The sequence below is a fragment of the Xanthomonas sp. DAR 80977 genome, assembly GCF_041240605.1.
In the GTDB taxonomy this organism is placed as follows: domain Bacteria; phylum Pseudomonadota; class Gammaproteobacteria; order Xanthomonadales; family Xanthomonadaceae; genus Xanthomonas_A; species Xanthomonas_A bundabergensis.
Map to the genome: position 1 here is coordinate 2,705,665 of NZ_CP162487.1, position 23,469 is coordinate 2,729,133.

Here is a 23,469-nt window from a genome sequence, read left to right on the forward strand (position 1 = left end):
TTCCCGGGCCCAGAAATAATTGGCTTGATAGGCGGCAACACCCACATGATTGCATCCTACAAGGATCGTTGTAGAATCGGCGAATGAACGATGCCTCTGCCGTCTCAGCGCTGTCTGCTCTTGCTCACTCCGACCGTCTGGCCGCATTCAGGATGCTGGTGCGCGCTGGTCCCAACGGAATGCCCTCGGGTGAAATTGCCGAAGCGCTCGCGATTCCGCCACCGCGTATGAGCTTTCACCTTGCGACCCTGGAGCGGGCGAGCCTTCTGCGCTCTTGGCGCGACGGGCGGCGTGTCCTGTACGCCGCCAGCTACGAGGACATGCGTCAGCTTCTTGAATTTCTCACCGAGGACTGCTGTTCCGGAAATCCGGACATCTGCGGCCCCCTCAATAACCTCGTCATTCCTTGTACCGTGGAGACCTGCGCATGAGCTTTCCTCAGCCCTTTAACGTCCTGTTCCTATGCACCGGTAATTCAGCCCGCTCGATCCTGGCCGAGAGCGTCCTTCGCAAGATCGGCGATGGCCGTTTCAATGCGTTCTCCGCGGGCAGCCACCCCAAGGGGGAGGTCCACCCTCTGGCAATCGAGACGCTGCGTCAGGCCGACTACCCAGTCGAGGGCCTGCGCTCCAAGGCATGGGACGAGTTCGGAGTGCCGGATGCCCCGCGCATGGATTTCGTGTTCACCGTCTGCGACCAAGCCGCCGGCGAGGCCTGCCCGTTCTGGCCAGGACAGCCGGTTACCGGGCACTGGGGCATCGAGGACCCTAGCCACGAAACGCGCGGGGACATGTGGCAGCGCGCTGCCTTCCGGCAGGCGCTGGCGTACATGGAGAACCGCATCAAGGCGTTCGTCGCGCTACCGATCCACACGCTGTCGCGGGCGACCTTGACGGCGCAGGTAGGCGACATCGGGCAGTTCGAGGGCGCCACGTCGCCCCGACCCGACGTGGCTTGAGGGATCATCATGACGCTGACGATCTACCATAACCCGGCCTGCGGCACGTCTCGGAATACCCTGGAAATGATGCGCCAGTCAGGTGAAGACCCGGTGGTCATCGAGTACCTGCAGGCGCCGCCCACGCGCGAGAAGCTGGTCGAGCTGCTCGCCGCGATGGGCATGTCCCCTCGTGAGCTCCTGCGCCAGAAGGGAACACCGTACGCGGAGCTGGGCTTGGATAATCTCGCGCTCACCAACGAACAACTGGTGGACGCGATGATGGCGCACCCGATCCTGATCAACCGTCCCATCGTTGTTTCCGACCGGGGCGTGGCGCTGTGCCGACCGTCCGAAAAGGTGCTCGCGCTGCTGGACAACCCGGTGTCCTCCTTCACCAAGGAAGACGGCGAAATCGTGACCGCAGCCGGGGCGTCGACGTGATTGATCGCATTGCCGTAGATCTGCCGAGCATCGACGCAGCACAACTTGCACCGATCGACGTTGACGCACTAGCTGGGCCCGGCGACCCAAGGCACCCACCGCGGATCCTCATCCTCTATGGCTCGCTGCGGGAACGCTCTTATTCCCGGCTGCTGGCAGAGGAAGCCGGCCGACTCTTGCGCTGGTACGGCTGTGACGTGCGAATCTTCGATCCGCATGATTTGCCACTGCCTGACGGAGCCACCCCGGATCATCCGAAGGTGAGTGAGCTTCGCGAACTTGCGTACTGGTCCGAAGGCATGGTCTGGGTCAGCCCCGAACGCCACGGTGCCATGACCGGGATCATGAAGGCGCAGATCGACTGGATTCCTCTGGCCGACGGGGCCAAGCGCCCGACACAAGGCAAAACCTTGGCGGTGATGCAGGTGTCTGGTGGCTCGCAGAGCTTCAACGCAGTAAACCAGCTGCGCGTACTCGGCCGTTGGATGCGCATGGTCACCATCCCGAACCAGTCCTCGGTGGCCAAGGCATTCCAGGAATTTGATGAGGCCGGGCGCATGAAGCCGTCTGCGTACTATCAGCGCGTTGCTGACGTATGCGAGGAGTTGGTGAAGTTCACCTGGCTGGTGCGTGGTCGCTCAGCGTACCTGACCGATCGCTATTCCGAACGTGTTGAGAGCGCCGAAGAACTGTCCAAGCGCGTGAATCAGCGCTCCATCTAACCCCTGTCGGAGCGCTGCATGCTTGCCCTCGCGATTTTCATCGTCACTCTTATATTCGTCATCTGGCAGCCGCGCGGGTTCGGTATCGGTTGGTCGGCACTGGCCGGCGCCGCTGTAGCATTGGCCACCGGCGTCGTCGGGTGGGGTGACGTCGCCACGGTGTGGGGGATTGTCTGGGATGCGACGTTCACCTTCGTCGCACTCATCATCATCTCGCTCATCCTCGACGCGGCCGGCTTCTTCGCATGGGCGGCGTTGCACGTGGCCCGCTGGGGCGGCGGCAGTGGTCGGAAACTCTTTCCGCTGATTGTCTTGCTGGGCGCTGCGATCGCGGCAGTGTTCGCCAACGATGGCGCGGCTCTCCTGCTGACGCCGATTGTCCTTGCCATTCTGTTGCGCTTGAACTTCCCGCCTGCGAGTGCGCTGGCGTTCACTGTGGCATGCGGTTTCATCGCTGATACGGCCAGCCTGCCGCTCGTTGTCTCGAACTTGGTCAACATCGTCACCGCGAACTTCTTTGACGTCTCGTTCGGGCGCTACGCAGCGGTCATGGTGCCGGTGAATTTGGTGTCGGTCGGCGCCACGCTGATCGTTCTGTGGCTCTGGTTCCGCCGCGACATTCCTCGCACCTACCCGGTCCACGATCTTGAAGCGCCGCATCAAGCGATCCGCGACAAGGCTGTCTTCCGCGCCGGTTTGCCCCTGCTCGCATTGCTGCTCGTTGCCTACTTCGTAACCGGGCCGCTAGGCGTCCCGATCGCCTTGGTGACGGGTGTGGCTGCGCTGGTGCTGATGGCAATTGCAGGTCGCTGGGCGACAGGCGGCCGAGGCGCAACCATGGCCCTGACCAAGATTCTGCGCGGTGCGCCCTGGCAGATCGTGCTGTTCTCGGTTGGCATGTATCTGGTGGTTTATGGGCTTGGCAACGCCTGGCTGACAAAGGCGGCAAGTGCGGTGCTTGAGTGGCTGGCGGCGCAGGGAACCTTTGTGGCCACGATCGGTACCGGCTTCGCAGTGGCGGGCCTCGCTTCGATCATGAACAACATGCCGGCGACGCTGGTGGGCGCGCTCGCCATCGATGGGGCCTATCTTCCGGCCGCCACCCGCGAATTGATGATCTATGCCAACGTCGTGGGCAACGACCTTGGCCCCAAGCTCACTCCGATTGGGTCGCTCGCGACCCTGCTGTGGCTGCACGTCCTCGCCGGCAAGGGCCAACGGATCACGTGGGGACAGTACATGAAGGTAGGGCTAATCCTCACGCCCCCGGTCCTGTTGGCCACGCTCGTCGCTCTCTGGATTTGGCTGCCGCTCGCTCAATGACCCTGTCGGCGCACAGGGCCGCAGGCCATCACATCTTCTTCAAGGGTGCCGCGGTGGGGGGCGGCGGCACCGGACCCGGATCGTTGAAGCACAGCATGACCTGATCGATGCCGAATTGGTCGGCCAGCACGCGGGCGGTCACCGCGTGCACCAAGTCCAAGTCAACTGAGGGGGCAGCGACGGTGATGGTGGCCGCGATCGCACGGCCATCTTCTTTGCCGGGGACCAGGCGTAGGTCGTCTACCGCCTTCACACCCGGGTCGGTAAACATCGCCGCGCGGACCTGTTCCAGGTTGATCTCGTTCATGATTTCGAGGACTCCAAGGCAGTGCGATCGCCGCGGGGAGCTCGGTCGCGATGCAGCCAACGATAGAGCACCGGCAGCACCAACAAGGTCAATGCGGTGGATGACACAATCCCCCCGATGACGACAGTGGCCAGCGGGCGCTGCACCTCCGAGCCGGCGCCGACATTCAAGGCCATGGGCAGGAACCCGAGCGAGGCCACCAGGGCGGTCATCAGCACCGGCCGCAGGCGTCCAAGGGCGCCGTCCCGGACAGCGTCGTCCAGAAGATCGCCCTGTTCGCGCAGACGGCGGATGAAGGCGATCATGACCAGGCCGTTGAGTACGGCCACGCCCGACAGTGCGATGAAGCCCACGCCGGCCGAGATCGACAGGGGAATCCCGCGCAGAGCCAGTGCCAGCACACCGCCGGTCAGCGCCAGTGGCACACCACTGAACACGATGGTCGCATCCTTGGCCGAACCGAAGGCCATGAACAGCAGGGCGAAGATCAACGCCAGTGTCACCGGAACGACCACCCCCAGGCGTTGGGTGGCCGAGATCAGCTGCTCGAATGTGCCGCCGTAGTCGATCCAGTAGCCCTCAGGAAGCGTGACATCCTGGCCGATGCGCGTGCGCAGCTCGCCGACGAACCCACCCAGATCGCGCTCGCGTACGTTGGCGGTGATCACCACGCGCCGCTTACCGTTTTCGCGATTGATCTGATTGGGCCCGCGTTCCACCTGGATCTTCGCCACTTCCCGCAGCGGCACCGTACGAGGGCCACCATTGGCGCCGGTGGCCAGGCGGCTGGACTCGTCCACGCTGGCGCTTTCCGGCAGTGGAATGGGCAGATCTGCCAGTACAGCCGGGTCTTGGCGCTGCGATTCGGGCAGGCGCACGACCAAGTCGAAGCGGCGGTCGCCCTCGATCAGCTGGCCGGCGACACTGCCCCCAATGGCGGTGGCCACCGTTTCCTGCACGTCGCCCGGATTCAGGCCATACCGTGCCAATGCCGCCGGATCTGGCGTGATGGTGAGCAATGGCAGGCCGGAGACCTGCTCGGCCTTGACGTCCTCGGCGCCGGGGACGCTGCGCATGACCCGCTCGACCCGGCTGGCCAGACGGGTCAGCTGGTCGAGGTTGTCACCGTAAACCTTGACCGCCACGTCCGAGCGGACGCCGGAGATTAGCTCGTTGGTGCGCATCTGGATGGGCTGGGTGAACTCGTAATTGCTGCCCGGAATTTCCTTGGCAGCCGCCTCCAGCTCTTCCACCAACTCGGCCTTGGGCTTGCGCGGGTCGGGCCACTGGTCGCGGGGCTTGAGCATCAGGAAGGTGTCGGCCATCGACGGCGGCATCGGGTCGGTGGCCACCTCGGCGGTGCCGATTTTGGAGAAGATGTTGGCCACTTCCGGGAACTGGGCCAAGCGCTTCTCCAGCGTTTCCTGCATGGCCACCGACTGCTCCAAGCTGGTGCCGGGAATACGCATGGGCTGCAAGGTGATGTCGCCCTCATCCAGGCTCGGCACGAACTCCGAGCCCAAGCGGGTGGCCAGCACGCCACAGCCCACCACCAGCACGGCCGCGCCTGCCAGCACCACGACACGGCGCCGCAGCGCCCAATCCAACAGCGGGGTGTAGCGGGCGCGCGACCAGCGCATCAGGCGGTTGTCGTGCTCAGCCACGCGGCCGCGCAGGAAGGTGGCGATCGCTGCCGGCACGAAGGTCAGCGACAACACCATGGCACCGGTCAGGGCCAGCACCACCGTGATCGCCATCGGGTGGAACATTTTTCCTTCCACCCCGGACAGCGCGAAAATCGGCAGGTAGACCGCCGCGATGATGCCCAGGCCAAACAGGCTGGGACGGATCACCTCGGCGGTGGCCGAGGCGGTCAGGTCATAGCGCTCTTCATCGTTGAGCTGGCGGCCCAGCGCGTGCTGCGCCTCCCCGAACCGGCGCAGACAGTTCTCGATGATGATCACCGCCCCGTCCACGATCAGGCCGAAGTCCAGCGCACCCAGACTCATCAGGTTGCCCGATACGCCGCCACGCACCATACCGATGATGGTGAACAGCATCGCCAACGGGATCACCGCCGCGGTGATCAACGAGGCGCGCACATTGCCCAACAGCAGGAACAGCACCACCACCACCAGCAGCGCGCCCTCGATCAGGTTCTTGGATACCGTGCCGATGGTGCGGTCCACCAGCGCGGTGCGGTCATAGACGGCCTTGGCATGCACGCCCGGGGGCAAGCTGGCGTTGGCGGCGTCCAGCTTGGCCGCGGCCGCCTGGGAGACTTCCCGGCTGTTGGCGCCGAACAACATGAAGGCGGTACCGACCACGACCTCGTGGCCATTCTGGGTGGCCGCGCCCGTGCGCAGCTCCTTGCCTTCGCCCACGCTAGCGACGTCGCGCACCCGAATCGGCACGCCATCGCGCCGGTCCAGCACGATGTTGCCGATCGCCTCCAGATTGGCCAGCTGGCCGGGCACGCGCACCAGGAACTGCTGGCCGTTGCGTTCGATGTAGCCGGCGCCGATGTTCTGGTTATTGCGCATGACCGCGGCGACCACGTCGTTCAACGTGAATCCCAGCGCCACCAGCTGGGCCGGGTCGGGGGTGATGTGGATCTGCCGCTCAAAGCCGCCGATGGTGTTGACCTCGGTGACGCCAGCGGTAGTGCGCAGCTGCGGCCGGATCACCCAGTCCTGCAGGGTGCGCAGGTCCGTGGCCGTGTACGGCGTGCCGTCGGGCTTGCGAGCGTTGGGCTCGGCCTCCACGGTATACATGAAGATCTCGCCCAGGCCGGTGGAGATGGGCCCCATTTCCGGGTCCAACCCTTCGGGAAGCTGGGAGGCGATCTGCTGCAGGCGCTCGGCGACCTGCTGGCGGGCAAAGTACAGGTCGGTGCCGTCCTTGAAGACGACGGTGACCTGCGAAAGCCCGTAGCGTGACAGCGAGCGGCTGTAGTCCAGCTTGGGCAGGCCGGCCATGGCCGTTTCGATGGCGAAGGTCACCCGTTGCTCGGCCTCCAGCGGCGAGTAGCCAGGGGCCTGGGTGTTGATCTGGACCTGGACATTGGTGATGTCCGGCGTGGCGTCGATGGAGAGGTGACGGTAGCTCCACACGCCCAGCGCAACCAGCGCAGCGGTGAGCACCAGCGTCAACCAGCGGTGGCGGATGGACAGCCCAATGAGGCGTTCGAGCATGGCGGGCCTCATTCCTCTTCCACGGTGGACTTTTCGATGTCGGCCTTGATCAGGAAGCTCTGAGCCACCACCACCTGTTCACCGGCCTTGAGCCCTTCCAGCACTTCGGCGCGTTCGGCGTCGCGGCGCCCCAGCTTCACCGGCCGGGTGTGGTAGGTCTCGCCCTGCTGCACGTAGACCACGTCCTGGTCCTCTGCGGTCTGCAGCGCAGTGATCGGCACCACCAGCGCCGCCGATTGGCGATCCACCGTGACCCGCGCCTTGACCGCCGAACCCGGCCGCCACAGGCCATCGGTGTTGGCCACGGTGGCGCGCGCAATGGTGCTTTGGCTGGCGGTGGCGGTGCCGGGCAGGACGCGCTCCAGCGTGGTTTGCGCCGTGACGTCATCGCTCAAGCGGGTGACCGTCACCGGTACGCCGGCACCGATGTGCTGGGCGTCGGCGCCGAAGATGTGCAGGTCCACCCACAGCGAGGACAGGTCGGCGACCTCGAACAGCGGCGCGCCCTCAGCGGCTGCCATGCCCACAGCGGCCGTACGCGCCATGACCACGCCACTGATCGGCGCGGTGACGGTGTAGGTAGTCAGGCTCAGGTTGCTCTCCACGGTGGCCAGTGCCTGGCCGGCACGCACCTGATCACCCACGCCCGCTCGCACAGAACGGACCGGTCCGGGGAAGCGTGCAGTGACCTGCGCGATGCGCCCATCGATCGGGGTCAGCAGCCCTTGCACCTCATGCTCGTCAGCAATCTCACCTGGACCCGCCGGCGCGACCTGGATACCCGCCGCCTGCGCAGCTTTGGCGGCAATCTTGGTTTCCAGCGGCGCTTCCTCGTGCTCGCCGTGCTCTTCGCCCTCAGCGGCGGCGCCGCCCTCGGAGGCTTCGTTGGGGGTCGACGCGTTGCAGGCGGCCAGCATCAGGGCCATGCCCAGTGCGGTCCAGGAAAAGCGATTCATGGGGTCTCTCCGGTGGAAGCGGCCGCCGGCGGCGTGACAAGCGCCTGGCCGGTCAGTCGTTGAATTTCGATCAGGGCGCGCTGCGCATCGAGCGCCACGTCCAGCTGCTGCTGGGCCATGGCCGTGCGTTCGGACTGCAGCTGTGCCCATTCCAGATAGCTGATCGCGCCGGCGCGATAGGCGCGCTCGGCAGCCTGCTCGGCCCGGGCCAGCTTCGGCAGTACGTCTCCTTGCAGCCGCGCCACTTCGGCCTGCGCCACGGTGTAACGGCCATGGGCCTCGACCAGCGTGGAGTACAGCGACAGGCCCTTGGCCTCGCGCTCGATCGTCAGGACCTCCAGCTCGGCTTCGCCGGCGCGAATCTCCGGCTGTGCGCGGCTGCGGCTGCCCAGCGGCATGGACAGGCTGGCCACCAGCGCGGTGTCGTCGGACTCCTGCAGGCGGCGCACACCGAGCTGCCAGGACAGGTCCGACGAGGCCGCCGAACGCGCCAGCTGCAGTCGTGCCTGCGCGATCCGACGGGCGTCGGCAAACTGCGCCAGTTCCGGAGTCCGCTCCAGCTCCTCGGCCAACGTCTGCATGGACGCGATCGCCGGCAAGACCCTGGGATCGGCCGCGGCCACCTCGAAGCTGGGAGCACGTTCGCCCCACAGTGCGGCCAGATGCTGACGAGCGGCGATTCGCTGCTGATCGGCCCGATCACGGGTCAGCTCGGCCCGCGCCAGCGCTGCCTGCGCGGTGAGTACCACCGATTCGGGCGAAGCACCGGCCTGCAGGCGCTGCCGGGCGGCCGCCACGGTCCGCTGGCGCTGGCCGACATCCACGTCCGCCAGCCGGCGTTGACGGTCGGCGCCAACGACGGCCAGATAGCGCTGCGCCGTCTCGGCGAGCAGGTCCAGCCGGCCGGTCTCCCGGTGCACGGCCAGCGCATCAATCCGGCTTTGGGCCAGGGTTCGGCGCGCATCGAGCTTGCCGCCGCGCTCCAGGACCGAGCTCAGGCTCAAGGTCAGCTCGGCGCTGTCCAGACCACGGGCCACGCCCGTGCCCAATGCATTTTCGACCTCGGCACCGACCGTCCACGGTGGGCGCTGCATGGCCTGATCGCGCTCGGCAGCGAGCACGGTGGCCCGCGCATCGACCAGGCGCAGCTCGGGGTGGGTTTGGGCCACACGCGCGAACGCGTCGTCCAAAGTCATCAATTCGGCCGCCGCCGCCGGCGTCGTCACCGCGCCGCCCAACAGCAGCCATGCGGCTATAGCCGCCAATCGCACATGCATGGAAGTACTCCGAAGGTTCTCGATATCGACAGGGCGCCGGCGCATGCCAGCCGACCTCACCCTGCGATCGGCGGTCGGAACGGCGCGATCAGGTGCGCGGGCGGATACCGGGGCGTATCGGCGTCCAGCGCGTGCAAATACCGGCCGATGTCCGCCACGGCCAGCAGGATCTCAGGGGCCGGCGCGGCTTGGCTGCAACACAGCACCAGCTGCTGAAGCCGATGCAGGGCGACGTCTACGCCACGCTCGGCAGCTGGTGGCGCCACTGCCGGGCCACGGTCGGCAGCGGCCAGATGGGTCTGGGCATGCAGCTCGCCGACCAGTGCCAGCACCGGCTGCGCCACCAGGCCCACGGCCAAGTGCGCCAGCAGGAGCCAGCGCAGGCCAGAACCCAGCCGGCCAAGCCTGGTCATGCAGCCGTCTTGCGCGCGTCGGCACGTGCCCGGCGGGCATCACCCAAGATCTCGAAGGCTTCCTTGATCACATACAGGCCGATCAGGGCGCCGATCACGAAATCTGGGTACGGGCTGGCCAGCCACCACACCAGGAGGCCCGCCAGGATTACGCCAACATTGGCGACCACATCAGCCCGGGTGAACAGCCAGGTCGCCCGCAGATGCACCTCGCCGGACTTCAGCGGCGCCAGCATGCGCAGTACCGTCACGTTTACCACCAGCGACAGCAGGGCGGTGCCAATCATCCAGCCGCTGACCGGCTCGGCACCGAACATTACGCGGCGGCCGACCTCGACCAACACGCCCACACCCAGCACAAGCAGCACGCTGCCGCTGACCCACGCGGCATTGGCCTTGAAGCGCGCCGTGCGCCCGATAGCGACCAAGCCAATGGCATAGGCGGTGGCATCGGACAGCATGTCCAGAGCGTCGGCCAGTAGGCCAGTGGAATGAGCAACCCAGCCGGCGATGCCGCCGATCACGGCCATCGCCGCGTTCAACGCCAGGGCGATCCAGAGGACGCGCCGCTCCTGCGCGTTCTTAGCCTCGTGGTGGCAGCCGCAATCACTCATCGGAACATCTCCATTCGCAGGGAAGCCGGGCCCGGGCGGGCCGCTGGCATGACACAGCCGGTGAGGGTAAAGTCCGTAGCTACTACGGAGTCAAGCGTACTACGAATGAAAATCAGTGAGGCTGCCGACGCCAGCGGGTGCCATCTGGAGACCATCCGCTATTACGAGCGGATCGGCCTATTGCCGCGCCCTGGGCGCTCAGGCAATGGGTACCGGGTCTATGGCCCGGCCGACATCGAGCGGCTGCGCTTCATTGCGCGTGGCCGGGATCTGGGTTTCAGTCTGGAAGAGGTCCGCAGCCTGCTGCAGCTGGCCGGCGATGAGGAGCTTTCGTGCGGGGACGTGGATCGGCTGGCCCGCAGCCATCTGACCGACGTGCGGGCGCGCATGGCTGACCTTCAGCGCATGGCCAGCGAGCTGGAACGGGTGATTGCCAGTTGCCACGGCGGTCAGCGGGCAGAATGCACCATCCTGTCAACGCTGCGACAGCCGGCCTCGGTGGAGGCCACGCGCCAGTGACCGAACTGGACCGCTACCTCGATGCGGCCACGCGCCAGAACACGGTGCGCAGCTATGCGTCGGCGCTGCGGCACTTTGAGGTTGAGTGGCAAGGCCACCTCCCAGCCACACCTGACAGCGTGGCGCGGTACCTGGCCGCCTATGCGCAGACCTTGGCCACCAGCACCCTTCGCCACCGGCTGGCCGCCATTGCCTCCTGGCACCGCGACCACGGCTTTGTCGACCCGACCCGGTCGCCGCTGGTGCGCAAGGTGCTCAAAGGCATCAAAACCCTGCACCCGGGCCAGGTCAAGCAAGCCGCGCCGCTCCAGATTCGGCGGCTGGTCGAACTCGATGACTGGTTGGCTGCAGCGATCGCTGCGGCACAGGCGCGGGGCGACGGAGCGGCGGCGCTGCGCCACCAACGGGACCGAGCGTTGGTGCTGCTCGGATTCTGGCGTGGCTTCCGCGGCGATGAACTGCTGCGTCTGGACGTGGCCCATCTCACGCTGGTGCCGGGACAGGGGATGACCTGCTTCCTTCCGCGCAGCAAGGGCGATCGGCAGGCGGCCGGCGTCACCTACAAGGTGCCGGCGTTGTCGCGATTGTGTCCGGTGGAGGCGACCCAGGTGTGGCTGCAGGCGGCCGGCCTGCAAGAAGGGCCGGTATTTCGGGCGGTCAGCCAATGGGGCCAGGTGAGCGCCGAAGGCCTGCATCCCAACAGCTTGGTGCGCCTGCTGCGTGAGTTGCTGGCCAGTGCTGGTTTTGCCGATGCTGGGCTCCACAGCAGCCATTCGCTGCGCCGCGGCTTTGCCAGCTGGGCCAACGACCAAGGCTGGGACATGAAGGCGCTGATGGAGTACGTGGGCTGGCGCGATGTGCAGTCGGCCATGCGTTATCTGGACGGGCGTGACCCGTTCGCCCGGGATCGCATTGAAGCGAGCCTGCCCAGCCCAACCTCGCCAGCTCCGACGATGGCGCTGCCGGCGCCCGAGGGAAAATCTGCCCTGCAGCTGCGCCTGCGCATGGTGCTGACCCCGTTTGCCCGCGCCGGCCGCGGCGCGGCCAAGGCCCGGGGGCGAATCGAAGAGATCTGCTTGGCCCCGTTCCAGGCTGTGCGGCTGAACACCGCCAGCAGCGAGTACCGGTTGACAGCTCCCACCGATCCCGACCGGGATCTGGATGAAATCCTGGCCACGTTGCTCGATGACATGCACCGCATGGCCGATACGCACCAGTGTTTCCTGGAAGCGTCTCTCAATACAGACGATGGCCGGCACTGGGATTGATCCCCTCATAACCTTCGGATCCAATGGCTACCCTTCACGAGACCGCCTACCCGCGACTGAAGCCTGATCCCACCGCCAAGGAACTGGAGGAGATCTACACTCCGACCGCCGCTGAGATTGCATTCGCCAAGCAGCTGACCACCCAGCCGGGACCGCAGCTGGCGGTACTGATTCATCTCAAGCTCTTCCAGCGCCTGGGTTACTTCACGGTGTTGGCCGAAGTGCCCGAGCGGATCCGGAAGCACATCGCCAAGGCCGCCCGACTCGGGCGCGTATTGGACACCGACCAGCTCGAACGCTACGACGCCTCCGGCAGCCAGCGCCGGCATATGCCGCAGCTTCGGAAGTTCATTGGGGTACGTCCCTTGGACAAATCAGGCTTGGCCTGGCTGGACACGGTGGCCACCGGAGCAGCCCAGACCAAGCACACCATCCCGGACATCGTGAACGTCCTGCTCGAAGAGCTGGTGCACCACCGCTACGAACTGCCAGGCTTCCGCACCCTGGAGCTGGCCGCCATTGGCGCGCGTGAGAGGGTCAATCTGGGGTACTACCGCAGCATCAGTCACGCGCTGACGCCCGCAACGCGCACGCTCATTGACGAATTGCTGCGCGCACCGGAAGGCTCCAGATTTACTGGCTGGCACTCACTCAAGCGCGAGCCTGGCCGGCCGACCAACAAGGAAGTTCGTTTTTATCTGCAGCACATCCGCATGCTGCAGCAGCTGGCCGACCAGCTGCCTCCCATCGATGTGCCGGTGCCCAAGCTCAAGCAATTCCGTGCAATGGCTCGGGCCTATGACGCCAGCGAGCTGGCCGAATTGGCTCCGGACAAGCGCTATGCGCTGGCCACCATCTTCATTCGCGCCCAGCATGCCAAGACGCTGGATGATGCAGCCGAGTTGTTCATCAAGCAGGTGCGCGGGCTGGAGAACACGGCCCAGCAGAAGCTGCTGGCCTACCAGCTCGAACATGCCAAGCGGGCCGACTTCCTCATCGGCCAGCTCAAGGAAATCCTGCAGGCCTATCAGCTCGACGGCAGCGATAGTCAGCGCGTGGATGCCATCGACAACAGCCTGGAAGCGGAAGTATCGACCTTGCTGGCCGAATGCGAAGAACATATGGCCTATGCAGGGAAAAACTACCTGCCTTTCATGCTGCAGCCCTACGGCGCGGTCAGGCCGCTGCTGTTCAATGGGCTGGAGCTGATGAATCTACGGGCAACCAGCCACGACGCCGGCATGGAGCCGTTGATCGCGGCCGTGCTGTCACTGCGCAACCAACGGCGTGAGTTGATCGAGGTTGCTTCCCTCGGCCTGGACCCGGAGAAGGATTTTGACTGGATGTCCAAGCTCTGGCGTCAGCACGTGTTTGGCAAGCGGGCCAGCGCGGCAGGCGCCGGCTGGATGCACCGTAAGTACTTCGAGCTGGCCGTGCTGGTGCAGGTCAAAGACGAGCTGAAGTCCGGAGATCTCTTCATTCCCAGCAGCGAACGGTTTGATGACTACCGCGAGCAGCTGGTCGATGAAGCCACCTTGGCCCAGGAGCTGGAAGCCTATGGTCAGGTGTCAGGCCTGCCCACCGACGCCGAGTCGTTCGTGGCAGGGTTACGCGCACAATTGACCTCCCTGGCCGACGAGGTCGACGCGCGTTTCCCGGAGAACGTGCATGCGGACATCCTGGAGGGGCGCCTGGTGCTGCGGAAGGGGCAACGCGCCGAAGTCTCCAGCGCGATTACCACCGTGGATCGCCTCATCGCCGAACGGCTCCCGGAATCCAGCATCGTCGATGTCCTGATCGACGCCAGCCGATGGCTGGATCTGCACCGATTCTTCCGTCCGATCGCCGGCACCGAGAGCCAGGTTGAAGATCTCCCTCGACGGGTGATCACCACGCTGTTTTGCTATGGCTGCAACCTGGGGCCGACGCAGACGGCGCGGTCGATCAAGGGCTTCAGCCGGCGCCAGGTTGCTTGGCTGAACCTGAAATACGTGACCGAGGATGTGCTTGAGAAGGCCATCGTGGAGGTCATCAATACCTACAACAAATTCGACCTGCCGGGCTATTGGGGCAGCGGGAAGAGCGCCTCCGCAGATGGCACCAAATGGAGCGTCTACGAGGACAACCTGTTGTCGGAGTACCACATCCGCTACGGCGGCTACGGCGGCATTGGCTACTACCACGTGTCCGACAAATACGTGGCACTGTTCAGCCACTTCATTCCCTGTGGCGTGCACGAGGGCATCTACATCCTCGACGGCCTGCTGGCCAACACTTCCGACATCCAGCCTGAGATCGTCCATGGCGACACGCAGGCCCAAAGCTACCCGGTCTTCGGTTTGGCCCACATGCTGGGCATCCAGCTGATGCCCAGGATACGAAACATCAAGGATCTGACATTCTTCCGGCCCGAACCTGGCAGAACCTATAAGAACATCCAGGCATTGTTCGGAGACAGCATCGACTGGCAACTGATCGCGACCCATCTCCACGACATGCTGCGGGTCGTGATCTCAATCCGTTTGGGGAAGATCACCGCGTCCTCGATCCTGCGCCGGCTGGGCACCTACAGCCGGAAGAACAAGCTGTACTTCGCCTTCCGGGAACTTGGCAAGGCCGTCCGAACGCTGTTCTTGCTGCGCTACATCGATGACAACGAGATTCGGAAAACGATCCATGCTGCGACCAACAAGAGCGAGGAGTACAACGGCTTCGTAAAATGGGTGTTCTTTGGCAGCCAGGGGATCATTGCTGAGAACGTCCAACACGAGCAGCGCAAGATCATCAAGTACAGCCAGCTGGTCGCCAACATGATCATCCTCCACAACGTAGAAGGCATGAGCCGGACCTTGGCTGAGATGCGGAAGGAGGGGATTGAACTGACGCCCGAGATCCTGGCCGGCCTGTCGCCTTATCGGACCAGCCACATCAATCGCTTCGGCGATTACCACTTGGATCTTGAAAGGGAAGTAGCGCCGCTGAGCTATACCGCCAAAGTCCTTGAGCACGCCCCATAGATGGGGAGATCCGCTACCGGGACAAGGTGATTATCATTGCGTTTCAATCGCTTAGGTGGCTTTTGGCCCTGTACGTAACGATTCCCTGCCGACCCTCACGTACCGTGCGTGCGCCTGGGCGCTGGGGTTCGGGCAGGGTTGGCCGGCAGCCCAGCATGGTGGCCGCCGGTCGATGTTGTAGCTGTCGCTCATGCTGCGAGTTCCGTTTCGCGGGGTGAGCGTCTTGGCAAGCAAGACTTGATTCACAGCCAGATCCAGCGCGCCCGGACCCGCGCCGCCCAGAACATTATTTCGCATAATGTATATTATGTAAAAATCAAGCCGATGGGGTGAGGCACGGACGCGACCTATCGTCCATGCCCCCATTTTTCCCTTGCTGCTCAGGCCCTTGCACTTCGGCTGCTCCAGGCAGTCACTGGCCTTCTGATGGGTCGGGATTGCCAGTTGATGACGCTAATACCTTGCCTTCCTGTCTCACCTGCAGCACCTGCAGGCCGGCTTGCAAGACAAATCCCAGCACGACGGCGTTGAGTGGCGCGATGCCCCAGTGCCACTGCGATGCCAGCCCACCGGCCAGCAACACCGTCGCCAGCGCGCCCCAGCCGATGCGTGCGACCGGCGCGTCGGCGTCGACGCGATAGGCTCTGCCGCGCAGCAGCCGCTTGCCAATCCAGTGGTCGGCCAGCATCACGCCGGCGATCGGCGGCACATAGTGGCCCAAGGCGGTCAAGAACGGGACGAAGCGCTGCTGATCGCCGGAGAGCGCGATGCAGATGCCGAGCACGCCCATGCCGATACACGACAGTGCGGACGGCAGCCGTAGCACGCCGGCCAGGCCGAGGGTGCCGCTGTAGAGATTGCTGGTATTGGTGGTCCACTGCGCGAACAGCAGGATCAGAAAGCCGGCGGTGCCCATGCCGGCCGCCGCCATCGCGGCCGGTAGCGTGCCGCCGGCAGCGCCGGCGACCTGGACGAACATCGCGCCGGCAGACAGGGATACCAGGCCGCCAAGGAAGTAGCCGCTGGCCGACGCCAGCGCGCCCTGCAGCGGGCTGCGTGCATAGCGGGTCAGGTCGGGGAAGATCACCGCACCGATCGCGGCGTTGCCCACGACCAGCGCCACGCCTTCAAAGAGCGCCAATGGCGGATGCGCGATGCCGCCGCCGGCACCTGCATGGCGCGCCGCCAGCGACAATCCCCAGAGCACCAGGCCCGCCTTCAGCGGCAAGGCAACGACGCTCAGCGAGGCCAGTGCGCGATACCCAAACAGGGCGGTGACGATCATCAGCGCACCGCCCCACAGGCTGGCCGCGGTCACGCTGGCCCAGGCCGCGGCGGGAAACATGGCGTGCAAGGTGTCGGCGAAGAAGGCCAATTGCCAGCCGAACCAGCCGATGCCCAAGGTCAGTGCGAGCACGCCGCCCAGCAGTCGTGCGCCGGCGCTGCCGAACGCCTCGCGCGCCAGCACCACGGTGGACACGCCGTAGCGCCCGCCCAACCATCCCTGCAGGCCACCGTAGCCGGCCAGGATGGCCATGCCGAGCACTATCGCGAGCAGTGCGCGCGGCAGGGGCATGCCCTGCCCCAGCAAGCTCCCGGTCCACATCGAGGACATCGACAGGATCCAGGAGCTGGTGGTGAACATCAGGCCCAGGAACGAGCGCCGCTCGGTGGCAGGAACCGGGCTGGCGATGTGGTCGTCGGGCAGCGTCGAACGCGGCGATTCAGACATGTGCGGCACCTTGTGCTGGGTAGGCCAATTCGCCCGCGGTCACCGCGCTGTGCAGGCGGTTTTCCTGCGGTGGCAGCGGACAGGTGGCGAAGGCGCTGAACGCACACGGCGGATTGATCGCGCGGTTGAAGTCCAGCACGACGCGGCCGTCGCGGGGGGCGTCCGTATGCAGGAAGCGGCCAGCTGCGTAGGTTCGATCGCCATTGCTGGCGTCGGCGAAGGCGAACGACAGGTGGCGGTCGCTTTGTTCGAACGGCAGCAGCCGGTAGCGGTGCCCCTCCAGCTCGAAATGCGCGCAACCATGCAACGGCGCAGTCCGTTCCCGCCCGTCGCTGCCGTGCTGGCGCAGTGCACGCGATGCCGGGAAGGTCTCCCAGCGCGCGATGCGTTGCCAGTGCGGCTGCGGGTCGAAATACGTCAGGCCGGCGAAACGGCGCAGCGCTTCGGCCTGTGGATCGCGCACGCGCAATGCCAGTGCGTCGCCACGCCGCAGCAGTTGCAACCGCAATCGGCCGACGTCGATCCGCGAAGGCTGCAGATCGTCGTCGGCGCGCAAGATCGCGGTCGCGGCAGCGGTGCCGTCGATGCGTGCCGCGCCGGCCACCTGCGCGTGGAACCGCACCTTGCCTTCCGCGTCCAGTTCGATCTCGCCCAGCCAAGGTGGTCCGTCCGGCAACCGCAGGTCGTTGCCGGGCGCGTGGCCGATGCGCCAGCGCCCCACCTGCAGCCACAGCAACCCCACAAGACTCAGCCATCCGTCCGGCTGGCGCAGGCTCAACTCGCGGCGCTCGCGCCACCGATGCCAATCGGCAAGAAACGCGTCCTGGCTCATCTCCCCTCCTCCACCGCCTGGCCATAGTCGTGCCACGCCGCCGCCGCGGTGAGATAGCCATCGCGGACATCGGCCAGCACGTCCGCGCGCGGACGCTGCCGGGGATCGCCCCAGCCTCCGCCACCGCCACGGATGAAGTGCAGGCGCGAACCGGCCGGCAAGGCATGGTCGTAGGCGGCCTGTTCGAAGCGCTGCGGCGCCTGCCCGGGCGCGATCAACGCGAGCTGGTTGGGTGCGCCGTCGCCGCCGCCGCAGAAGCCACGGCTGGGATGGCGCACGCCAGCCATCAGCACCTGGTTGCGGGTCGGCGTCTGGTATTCGATCAGCGTCTCCACGCCCGGCGCGCCGCGCCAGCGGCCGGCGCCGGTACAGTCGGCGATGTATTCGTGGCGCACGATCCGCAGCGGATACTGGCGCTCGCTGACCTCGATCGATGGAAGGATCACCCCGGTCATCAATGGCGGGTACAGGCCCCAGCCGTCGGTCCCGTAGGCGGCGCCGGCGCCGCCGGTGTAGCCGAAGAAGTTCAGGTTGACCCAGCCGCTGCCATCGGCGTACTCGCCGCTGGTGTAGCACAGCGGCAGCTTGTGGCAGTTGACCCCCACCCGCTGCGGCGCGCATTGCGCCAGCGCCAGCAGCACCGACTCGGCGATCTCCGCGCCGCTGATGCAGGTGCAGTTGCCGACCGGGCGCGGATGCTGCGGATTGACCAGGCTGCCGCTGGGCGCGGTGACCCGCAACGGCCGCATATAGCCTTCGTTGATCGGGATGTCCTCGTCGCAGCAACTGGTGATGGCGACGAATACGAACGACAGGGTATTGGCCAGCGGGCTGTTGATGAAGCCGTCGACCTGCGCGGAGGTGCCGGCGAAGTCGATCGACAGATCGCTGCCGTGGACCGTCGCGGTGCAGCGCACGCGGATGTCCAGGTGGCCGTGGTAGTCGTGGTCGGCGAAGGTCTCTGCGCTGTAGCTGCCATCCTGCCAGCGGCCGATTTCGGCGCGGACCCGGCGCTCGGTGTAGTCCAGATTGTGCTCGATCGCCGCGGCGGTCACGGTCTCGCCGTGCCGGCGCAACAGGGCGTGGATGCGGCGTTCGGCCACCGCACAGGCGCCGCGCATCGCCGCCAGGTCGCCTTCCAGCCAGTGCGGCAGGCGGTTGTTGGCCAAGACCAGGTGGTACAGGTCGTCGCGACGGCGGCCGCGCTCGTACAGCTTGATCGGCGGCATCACCACGCCGTCCTGCCAGATGTCGCGGGCACGCGGGTTGTAGCCGCCGGGCACCGGCCCGCCAACGTCGGCCAGGTGCGCGCGCACCACCGGGAAATAGCGCGGCCGTCCGCGCACGAACACAGGGGCGATCAGGACGTGATCGGGGATGTGGGTACCGCCGTCGTAAGGATCGCTGGCCAGGATCACATCGCCCGGGTGCAGGTCGTTGCCGAACGCGGCCAGGGCCGCCTGCACCGCCGGGCAGATCGCGTACAGGTGCAGCGTGCAGCCCGGCGCCTGCGCGATCAGGCGCGCGTGCCCGCCGGCGTCCAGGTCGAAGATGCCCGTGGTGAAGTCGTGCGCTTCGTTGAACAGCGGCGAACGCGCGGTGCGGGTGACCACGGCGCTCATCTCGCGCGCGGCGCTTTCCAGCGACCCCGCGACGATCTTGGCCAGGATCAGGTCGCGCTCAGACATGCGCGCTCTCCTGCGCTACCGGCGGATAGCGGAATCGCAATTGCTGGCCGCTGTCGAAGCGGCCGCAGTGCCACTGCGCGACCGCGTCGCGGTCCAGCCACAGCGCCGTCGGCGCGTCGGCCAAGGCGTGCGGATCCAGCGCCAGCAGCGTGGCCTCGCGGGTCGGACCGAGGTTGCGCAATTCCACCCGCATGGCGCCGTCAGCGTCGTATTCGCGCCGCTGCAGCCGCAGCGCGGCGTCGCGCTCGAGCAACTCGGCCGATGCCAGGCGGCGCGTGCCGGCGAGTGCGGTCGGGCCCCAGCCGGCACGGGCGAATCCCGGCGCCAGCAGCTGCGGCACGTCCTCGCTGCAGCGGCCCAGCGGTGCCGAAAGCCAGGCCTGCGGTTGCGGCGCGGCCAGCGGCAGGACCGGTACGGTCTCATCGTGCTGCAACTGCCGCCAGGCCGCGGCCACCGTTGCCGCCAGCAGCGGCCCGGTGTAGATGCCGGACAGGCTGACCGGCGCCGGTGCCGACGCGGCGACCAGTCCCGGCGGCACGACCAGGCGCAACGCATCCAGCAGGCTCTGGTCCAGACCGTCCTGCTCCAGCAACTCGCCGAACACGGCGCTGGCGGTCATCGCGGCGGTCAGCGCCGGCGTGCAGTTCAACGGCACCGGCACGCACGGCGAACTTCCGCTGAAGTCGGCGACGATGCCGTCGTCGTCCACCCGCAGCGTCAGCACGATGCAGGCGCTACAGCCGAGCGCGTCGAAGTGCTGCCGCGCCGCGCCGTGGCGTCCGCGCAGAGGGTGCAGGCGCTGCTGCAGGCGGCGCCGGCCGTAGGCGAGTCGCAGTTCCACCGCCTGCTGCAGCGCTGCAAGGCCGCACTGCGCGAGCAGCCGCTGCACCTGCGCGGCGGCGTGGCGGGCGACGCTTTCCATCTCCTGCAACTGCGCCTGCACTGCATTGCCGCAGCGGCTGTTGCGCAGCAGCAGGCGCAATGTGTCGCGGCGCAGCCGCCCTGACGCATGCAGCTTGACGGGGGTCAGCCGGAAGCCCTCCTGCCAGATGTCGCGCGCCTGCGGCTGCAGCGGTCCGGGGCGCTCGCCCCCCAGGTCGGCCACGGCCGCGCGCACCACCACGAAGAACACCGCCCGCTCCTGCGCCGCGGCGCTGGGGTCGAACACCGGCAGCACCATGCTCAGCACATGGCCGAAGCTGCCACCGGCATGCGCATCGCCCACCAGCAACAGGTCGCCATCGGCGATGTCGAAGGCGAAATGCTGCACTGCCGCCGTGGCACTGTCGTGCAGCGCGGCAAGATGGGTCGGCTGGCCCTGCACCTGCGCCAGCAACCGGTGCTGCGCGTCGAGCAGGCCGCACGCATAGTCGCGTTCGTCGAACAGCAACGGCGCGCGGCTGTGCCGCAGCAGGCGCGCACCGGCCTGGCGGCAGACCGCCGTCAGGCGGTCGTAGAGGATCTGCGCGCCGATCACGCCGCCACCATCCCGGCCGCGTCCGCAGCCAGCTCGATGATGCAGTTGCCCCAAGCGTCGATCAGCGCCTCCTGCCGCGGGTACACCACGATCGTGGTGCCCCATTGCTCGATCACCGCCGGCCCGGCGATGAAATGGCCAGGCTGCAGGCGGTCGCCGGCATAGACCGGCACCGACGCAGCGCCGGAGGCGAACAGCAGGCGCCGTTGCCCCTTCAGCGCCGATACCGGATCCTCCTCGCCGAAACGGCCGGGCGTCTGTTCCGGCGGCTGCCGCAGCCCGATCAGGTCCAGCCGCAGCGTCAGCAGTTCGACCGGCTGCGCCGGATCGCGATGCGCGTACAGGCGTTCGTGCAGCGCGTGGAAGTCGCGCAGCGCCGCCTCCAGGTTGAGCCCGGTGATGCGCCGGGTGCGCGTGGCCAGCGCCACCTGCGTTTCGTGGACCTCGCCCTGGTAGCGCAGATCCAGCCGCCGTCGCACCTCGCTGGCGGCGGCGCCGGCAGCGCCGCCGAGCAGGCTGCGCGCCCGCGCTTCCAGCGCGTCGAAGGCCTGGTTCAGCGCGGCCAGATCCAGCCCGGGCAAGGTCGCGTGGAAGCTGCGCGACACGCTCACCTGCAGGTTCGCCAGGGTATCGCCGAGCGCACAGAACACCGGGCCGCTGGCCGGCACGATCACCGTGCCGATGCCCAGCAACTGCGCCTGGCGCCCGGCATGCAGGGCGCCGGCGCCGCCCACCGCCAACAGCGCGAACTCCTGCGGATCGTGGCCGCGTTGGGTGGTGACGAAATGGCTGGCGTCGGCCAGGTTGTGATTGACGATCTCGATGATCGCCAGCGCCGCCTCCTCCACCGTCATCTGCAGCGGCCCGGCGATGTGACGGTGCACCGCCTCGGCGGCGGCGGCGCGGTCCAGCCGCATCTCGCCACCGAGGAAGTAGTCCGGATTGAGATAGCCGAGCAACAGGTTGGCGTCGGTGACCGTCGGCTGTTCGCCGCCACGGCCGTAGCAGGCCGGTCCCGGGAGCGAACCGGCGCTGCGCGGGCCCACCCGCAGCGCGCCGCCATCGTCGATCCAGGCCAGGCTTCCGCCGCCGGCGCCGATGGTATGGATGTCGAGCATCGGCCGGGCGATCCGATAGCGCCCGATCCAGCTCTCGGTGGTGGTGCCCGGGGTCAGCTGCTCGATCAGGGCGATGTCGTAGCTGGTGCCGCCCATGTCCACGCTGAGCAGGTTCGGGTAGCCGGCGCGGGCGCCGGTCCACGCCGCGGCGGTGACGCCGCCGGCAGGGCCGGACAGCAGCGTGCCCACCGCCAGCCGCGCACTCTGCTGCGGCCCCAGCACGCCGCCATGCGATTGCATCACCAGCAGTTCGCCGCCGAAGCCGGCGGCGGCCAGCCGCTCGCGCAGGCGCTGCAGGTAGCCGGCGATCAGCGGCCCGGTGTAGGCGTTGACCACGGTGGTGGACACGCGCTCGAACTCGCGGATTTCCGGCAGCACCTCGCACGACAGCGACACGTGCGCATGCGGCAGCTCCTGCGCGATCAGTTCGGCGACGCGGCGCTCGTGGCGGTCGTCGACGAAACTGAAAAGAAAGCACACGGCCACCGCCTCCACGCCTTCGGCGCGGAACATGCGCAGCGCCGCACGGACCGCCGCCTCATCCAGCGGCACCAGCACCTCGCCCTGATGACTGAGCCGTTCCGGCACGCCGATGCGGTAGCGGCGCGGGCAAATCGGCGGCGGCGGCGGCAAGCGCGGGTCGAAGGTGCTCTCCTTGTACGAACGGCGGAATTCCAGTTCGTCGCGGAAGCCTTCGGTGGTGATCAGTCCGACCTTGGCGCCGCGGTATTCGAGCAACGCGTTGGTGGCCACGGTGGTGCCGTGCACGAGCGTGCCAACCTGCGCCAGGAACGCCGACAGCGGCAGCTGCAGCTGCGCGGCGGCGCGTTGCAGCACATCCAGCACGCCCTCGGACGGATCGGCGGTGGATGCGGCCTTGGTGCTCAGCCGCCGGCCGTCCCCGGCCAGCGCCACCAGATCGGTGAAGGTGCCGCCGACGTCGATACCGACGTCCCAGCGCGGAGCCGCGCTCACGACCGCACCCGCGCCGCGGCCGGGTCGCCGCTGAGGCCGAAGAACTCGAAGCGGACCAGCTGCGCGGCGAGCGTCGCCGCATCGACCTGCGGCCGGTGCGCCAGGTCGTAGTCGTGACCGAACAGCCACCACTCGATGCTGCCCTCGATCAGCCGGTGCACGAAGCCGGCGCGCAGGTCGATGGCGGTCGCCGGGAGCATGCCCAGTTCCACCGCCCGCGCGATGTTGGCGTGCAGGGCGTCGTAAATGGCCGCGCGGGTCTCGCCGATGGCGCGGTCCACCTGCACGTCGGCGCCGTGCCCGCGCGCCAGCAGGATCGCCATGAACTGGCGATTGTCCAGGGCGAACTGCAGCAGGTCGACGATCCAGCGCTGCGAGTTGTCGACCATGTCCTGCACCGAATCGATGCGCTCGCGATAGCCGCGGCGCAGCGTGGCCAGCATCGCCGCGCGGCCTTCGGCGATCAGGTCCAGGGCCAGGCTCAGCTTGCTGTCGAAATGCCAGTAGAACGCCGCTTGGGTCAGGCCGCAGCGTTGGACGATCTCGGCGATGCGGGTACGGTGATAGCCGTGGCTGGCGAACAGGTCCAATGCGGCGCGGCGCAGGTTGTCGCGGGTGGAGGCGGTCTGTGGATCCGGCGTGGTGGGCATGGGCAG

20 protein-coding genes are annotated in these 23,469 nt (G+C 67.0%); 8 read left to right on the top strand and 12 right to left on the bottom strand.

The features are described from left to right. The first annotated feature begins 83 nt into the window (after positions 1–83). Genes AB3X10_RS11410 through AB3X10_RS11430 form a run of 5 tightly spaced genes read left to right on the top strand, consistent with a single transcriptional unit; the run spans position 84 to position 3,426 of the window. The gene (locus tag AB3X10_RS11410; protein ID WP_057681753.1) at positions 84–431 is read left to right on the top strand and encodes an ArsR/SmtB family transcription factor; all 348 of its coding nucleotides are present in this window, start codon (positions 84–86) and stop codon (positions 429–431) included. Then, positions 428–958, top strand: a complete 531-nt coding sequence (locus tag AB3X10_RS11415) for an arsenate reductase ArsC (RefSeq protein WP_057681754.1) — start codon at positions 428–430, stop codon at positions 956–958. The genes AB3X10_RS11410 and AB3X10_RS11415 overlap by 4 nt, the downstream gene beginning before the upstream one ends. A gap of 9 nt (positions 959–967) precedes the next feature. After that, on the top strand, positions 968–1,381 hold the full coding sequence (arsC, locus tag AB3X10_RS11420) for an arsenate reductase (glutaredoxin) (RefSeq protein ID WP_081029746.1): 414 nt from the start codon (positions 968–970) through the stop codon (positions 1,379–1,381). Further along, a complete protein-coding gene (gene arsH / locus AB3X10_RS11425) occupies positions 1,378–2,103 on the top strand; it encodes an arsenical resistance protein ArsH (protein ID WP_057681756.1) in 726 nt (241 codons plus the stop codon). The genes arsC and arsH overlap by 4 nt, the downstream gene beginning before the upstream one ends. 18 nt (positions 2,104–2,121) lie before the next feature. Further along, on the top strand, positions 2,122–3,426 hold the full coding sequence (locus tag AB3X10_RS11430) for an arsenic transporter (RefSeq protein ID WP_057681757.1): 1,305 nt from the start codon (positions 2,122–2,124) through the stop codon (positions 3,424–3,426). A gap of 28 nt (positions 3,427–3,454) precedes the next feature. Here the strand turns inward: AB3X10_RS11430 and AB3X10_RS11435 are convergent, their stop codons facing one another. Genes AB3X10_RS11435 through AB3X10_RS11460 form a run of 6 tightly spaced genes read right to left on the bottom strand, consistent with a single transcriptional unit; the run spans position 3,455 to position 10,187 of the window. Beyond that, positions 3,455–3,733, bottom strand: coding sequence for a hypothetical protein (locus AB3X10_RS11435; RefSeq protein ID WP_005996620.1), 279 nt, complete (start codon positions 3,731–3,733; stop codon positions 3,455–3,457). Next, on the bottom strand, positions 3,730–6,927 hold the full coding sequence (locus tag AB3X10_RS11440) for an efflux RND transporter permease subunit (protein ID WP_101364859.1): 3,198 nt from the start codon (positions 6,925–6,927) through the stop codon (positions 3,730–3,732). The genes AB3X10_RS11435 and AB3X10_RS11440 overlap by 4 nt, the downstream gene beginning before the upstream one ends. Before the next feature lie 8 nt (positions 6,928–6,935). Continuing rightward, a complete protein-coding gene (locus AB3X10_RS11445) occupies positions 6,936–7,883 on the bottom strand; it encodes an efflux RND transporter periplasmic adaptor subunit (protein ID WP_081029748.1) in 948 nt (315 codons plus the stop codon). Next, on the bottom strand, positions 7,880–9,160 hold the full coding sequence (locus tag AB3X10_RS11450) for a TolC family protein (protein WP_101364858.1): 1,281 nt from the start codon (positions 9,158–9,160) through the stop codon (positions 7,880–7,882). The genes AB3X10_RS11445 and AB3X10_RS11450 overlap by 4 nt, the downstream gene beginning before the upstream one ends. 56 nt (positions 9,161–9,216) lie before the next feature. Next, the gene (locus AB3X10_RS11455; RefSeq protein ID WP_057681760.1) at positions 9,217–9,573 is read right to left on the bottom strand and encodes a hypothetical protein; all 357 of its coding nucleotides are present in this window, start codon (positions 9,571–9,573) and stop codon (positions 9,217–9,219) included. Further along, complete coding sequence (locus AB3X10_RS11460) at positions 9,570–10,187, bottom strand: cation transporter (protein WP_057681761.1); 618 nt, start codon at positions 10,185–10,187, stop codon at positions 9,570–9,572. The genes AB3X10_RS11455 and AB3X10_RS11460 overlap by 4 nt, the downstream gene beginning before the upstream one ends. A gap of 105 nt (positions 10,188–10,292) precedes the next feature. Here AB3X10_RS11460 and AB3X10_RS11465 point away from each other — a divergent pair, with 105 nt between their 5' ends. From AB3X10_RS11465 to AB3X10_RS11475, 3 genes are read left to right on the top strand one after another with little or no spacing between them, the layout of a single operon-like run. Beyond that, positions 10,293–10,706, top strand: a complete 414-nt coding sequence (locus tag AB3X10_RS11465) for a MerR family transcriptional regulator (protein WP_014159616.1) — start codon at positions 10,293–10,295, stop codon at positions 10,704–10,706. Continuing rightward, the gene (locus AB3X10_RS11470) at positions 10,703–11,974 is read left to right on the top strand and encodes a site-specific integrase (protein WP_081029750.1); all 1,272 of its coding nucleotides are present in this window, start codon (positions 10,703–10,705) and stop codon (positions 11,972–11,974) included. Before AB3X10_RS11465 ends, AB3X10_RS11470 begins: the two co-directional genes overlap by 4 nt. A gap of 23 nt (positions 11,975–11,997) precedes the next feature. Then, positions 11,998–14,991 (top strand): Tn3 family transposase, encoded by a 2,994-nt coding sequence (locus tag AB3X10_RS11475; RefSeq protein ID WP_057681762.1) that lies wholly within the window; start codon positions 11,998–12,000, stop codon positions 14,989–14,991. Positions 14,992–15,403: 412 nt separating this feature from the next. Here AB3X10_RS11475 and AB3X10_RS11480 read toward each other — a convergent pair whose 3' ends face one another. From AB3X10_RS11480 to AB3X10_RS11505, 6 genes are read right to left on the bottom strand one after another with little or no spacing between them, the layout of a single operon-like run. Then, the gene (locus AB3X10_RS11480) at positions 15,404–16,723 is read right to left on the bottom strand and encodes a cytosine permease (protein ID WP_369981561.1); all 1,320 of its coding nucleotides are present in this window, start codon (positions 16,721–16,723) and stop codon (positions 15,404–15,406) included. Further along, positions 16,716–17,555, bottom strand: coding sequence for a DUF1684 domain-containing protein (locus AB3X10_RS11485; RefSeq protein WP_369981563.1), 840 nt, complete (start codon positions 17,553–17,555; stop codon positions 16,716–16,718). Before AB3X10_RS11485 ends, AB3X10_RS11480 begins: the two co-directional genes overlap by 8 nt. After that, on the bottom strand, positions 17,552–19,243 hold the full coding sequence (locus AB3X10_RS11490; protein ID WP_369981565.1) for a hydantoinase B/oxoprolinase family protein: 1,692 nt from the start codon (positions 19,241–19,243) through the stop codon (positions 17,552–17,554). The genes AB3X10_RS11485 and AB3X10_RS11490 overlap by 4 nt, the downstream gene beginning before the upstream one ends. Next, on the bottom strand, positions 19,236–20,720 hold the full coding sequence (locus AB3X10_RS11495; protein WP_369981567.1) for a hydantoinase B/oxoprolinase family protein: 1,485 nt from the start codon (positions 20,718–20,720) through the stop codon (positions 19,236–19,238). Before AB3X10_RS11495 ends, AB3X10_RS11490 begins: the two co-directional genes overlap by 8 nt. After that, positions 20,717–22,813 carry a hydantoinase/oxoprolinase family protein gene (locus tag AB3X10_RS11500; protein ID WP_369981569.1) on the bottom strand — a complete coding sequence of 699 codons (2,097 nt, stop codon included), beginning with the start codon at positions 22,811–22,813 and terminating at the stop codon, positions 20,717–20,719. Before AB3X10_RS11500 ends, AB3X10_RS11495 begins: the two co-directional genes overlap by 4 nt. After that, positions 22,810–23,463 carry a TetR/AcrR family transcriptional regulator gene (locus tag AB3X10_RS11505; RefSeq protein ID WP_369981571.1) on the bottom strand — a complete coding sequence of 218 codons (654 nt, stop codon included), beginning with the start codon at positions 23,461–23,463 and terminating at the stop codon, positions 22,810–22,812. The genes AB3X10_RS11500 and AB3X10_RS11505 overlap by 4 nt, the downstream gene beginning before the upstream one ends. Between the last annotated feature and the right edge of the window lie 6 nt (positions 23,464–23,469).

Bases quoted from the DNA above. Each gene is read 5' to 3' on its own strand.
- AB3X10_RS11410 (WP_057681753.1), top strand. From the start codon at position 84: ATGAACGATGCCTCTGCCGTCTCAGCGCTGTCTGCTCTTGCTCACTCC.
- AB3X10_RS11415 (WP_057681754.1), top strand. From the start codon at position 428: ATGAGCTTTCCTCAGCCCTTTAACGTCCTGTTCCTATGCACCGGTAAT.
- arsC (WP_081029746.1), top strand. From the start codon at position 968: ATGACGCTGACGATCTACCATAACCCGGCCTGCGGCACGTCTCGGAAT.
- AB3X10_RS11430 (WP_057681757.1), top strand. From the start codon at position 2,122: ATGCTTGCCCTCGCGATTTTCATCGTCACTCTTATATTCGTCATCTGG.
- AB3X10_RS11435 (WP_005996620.1), bottom strand. From the start codon at position 3,733: ATGAACGAGATCAACCTGGAACAGGTCCGCGCGGCGATGTTTACCGAC.
- AB3X10_RS11440 (WP_101364859.1), bottom strand. From the start codon at position 6,927: ATGCTCGAACGCCTCATTGGGCTGTCCATCCGCCACCGCTGGTTGACG.
- AB3X10_RS11445 (WP_081029748.1), bottom strand. From the start codon at position 7,883: ATGAATCGCTTTTCCTGGACCGCACTGGGCATGGCCCTGATGCTGGCC.
- AB3X10_RS11450 (WP_101364858.1), bottom strand. From the start codon at position 9,160: ATGCATGTGCGATTGGCGGCTATAGCCGCATGGCTGCTGTTGGGCGGC.
- AB3X10_RS11455 (WP_057681760.1), bottom strand. From the start codon at position 9,573: ATGACCAGGCTTGGCCGGCTGGGTTCTGGCCTGCGCTGGCTCCTGCTG.
- AB3X10_RS11460 (WP_057681761.1), bottom strand. From the start codon at position 10,187: ATGAGTGATTGCGGCTGCCACCACGAGGCTAAGAACGCGCAGGAGCGG.
- AB3X10_RS11465 (WP_014159616.1), top strand. From the start codon at position 10,293: ATGAAAATCAGTGAGGCTGCCGACGCCAGCGGGTGCCATCTGGAGACC.
- AB3X10_RS11475 (WP_057681762.1), top strand. From the start codon at position 11,998: ATGGCTACCCTTCACGAGACCGCCTACCCGCGACTGAAGCCTGATCCC.
- AB3X10_RS11480 (WP_369981561.1), bottom strand. From the start codon at position 16,723: ATGTCTGAATCGCCGCGTTCGACGCTGCCCGACGACCACATCGCCAGC.
- AB3X10_RS11485 (WP_369981563.1), bottom strand. From the start codon at position 17,555: ATGAGCCAGGACGCGTTTCTTGCCGATTGGCATCGGTGGCGCGAGCGC.
- AB3X10_RS11490 (WP_369981565.1), bottom strand. From the start codon at position 19,243: ATGTCTGAGCGCGACCTGATCCTGGCCAAGATCGTCGCGGGGTCGCTG.
- AB3X10_RS11505 (WP_369981571.1), bottom strand. From the start codon at position 23,463: ATGCCCACCACGCCGGATCCACAGACCGCCTCCACCCGCGACAACCTG.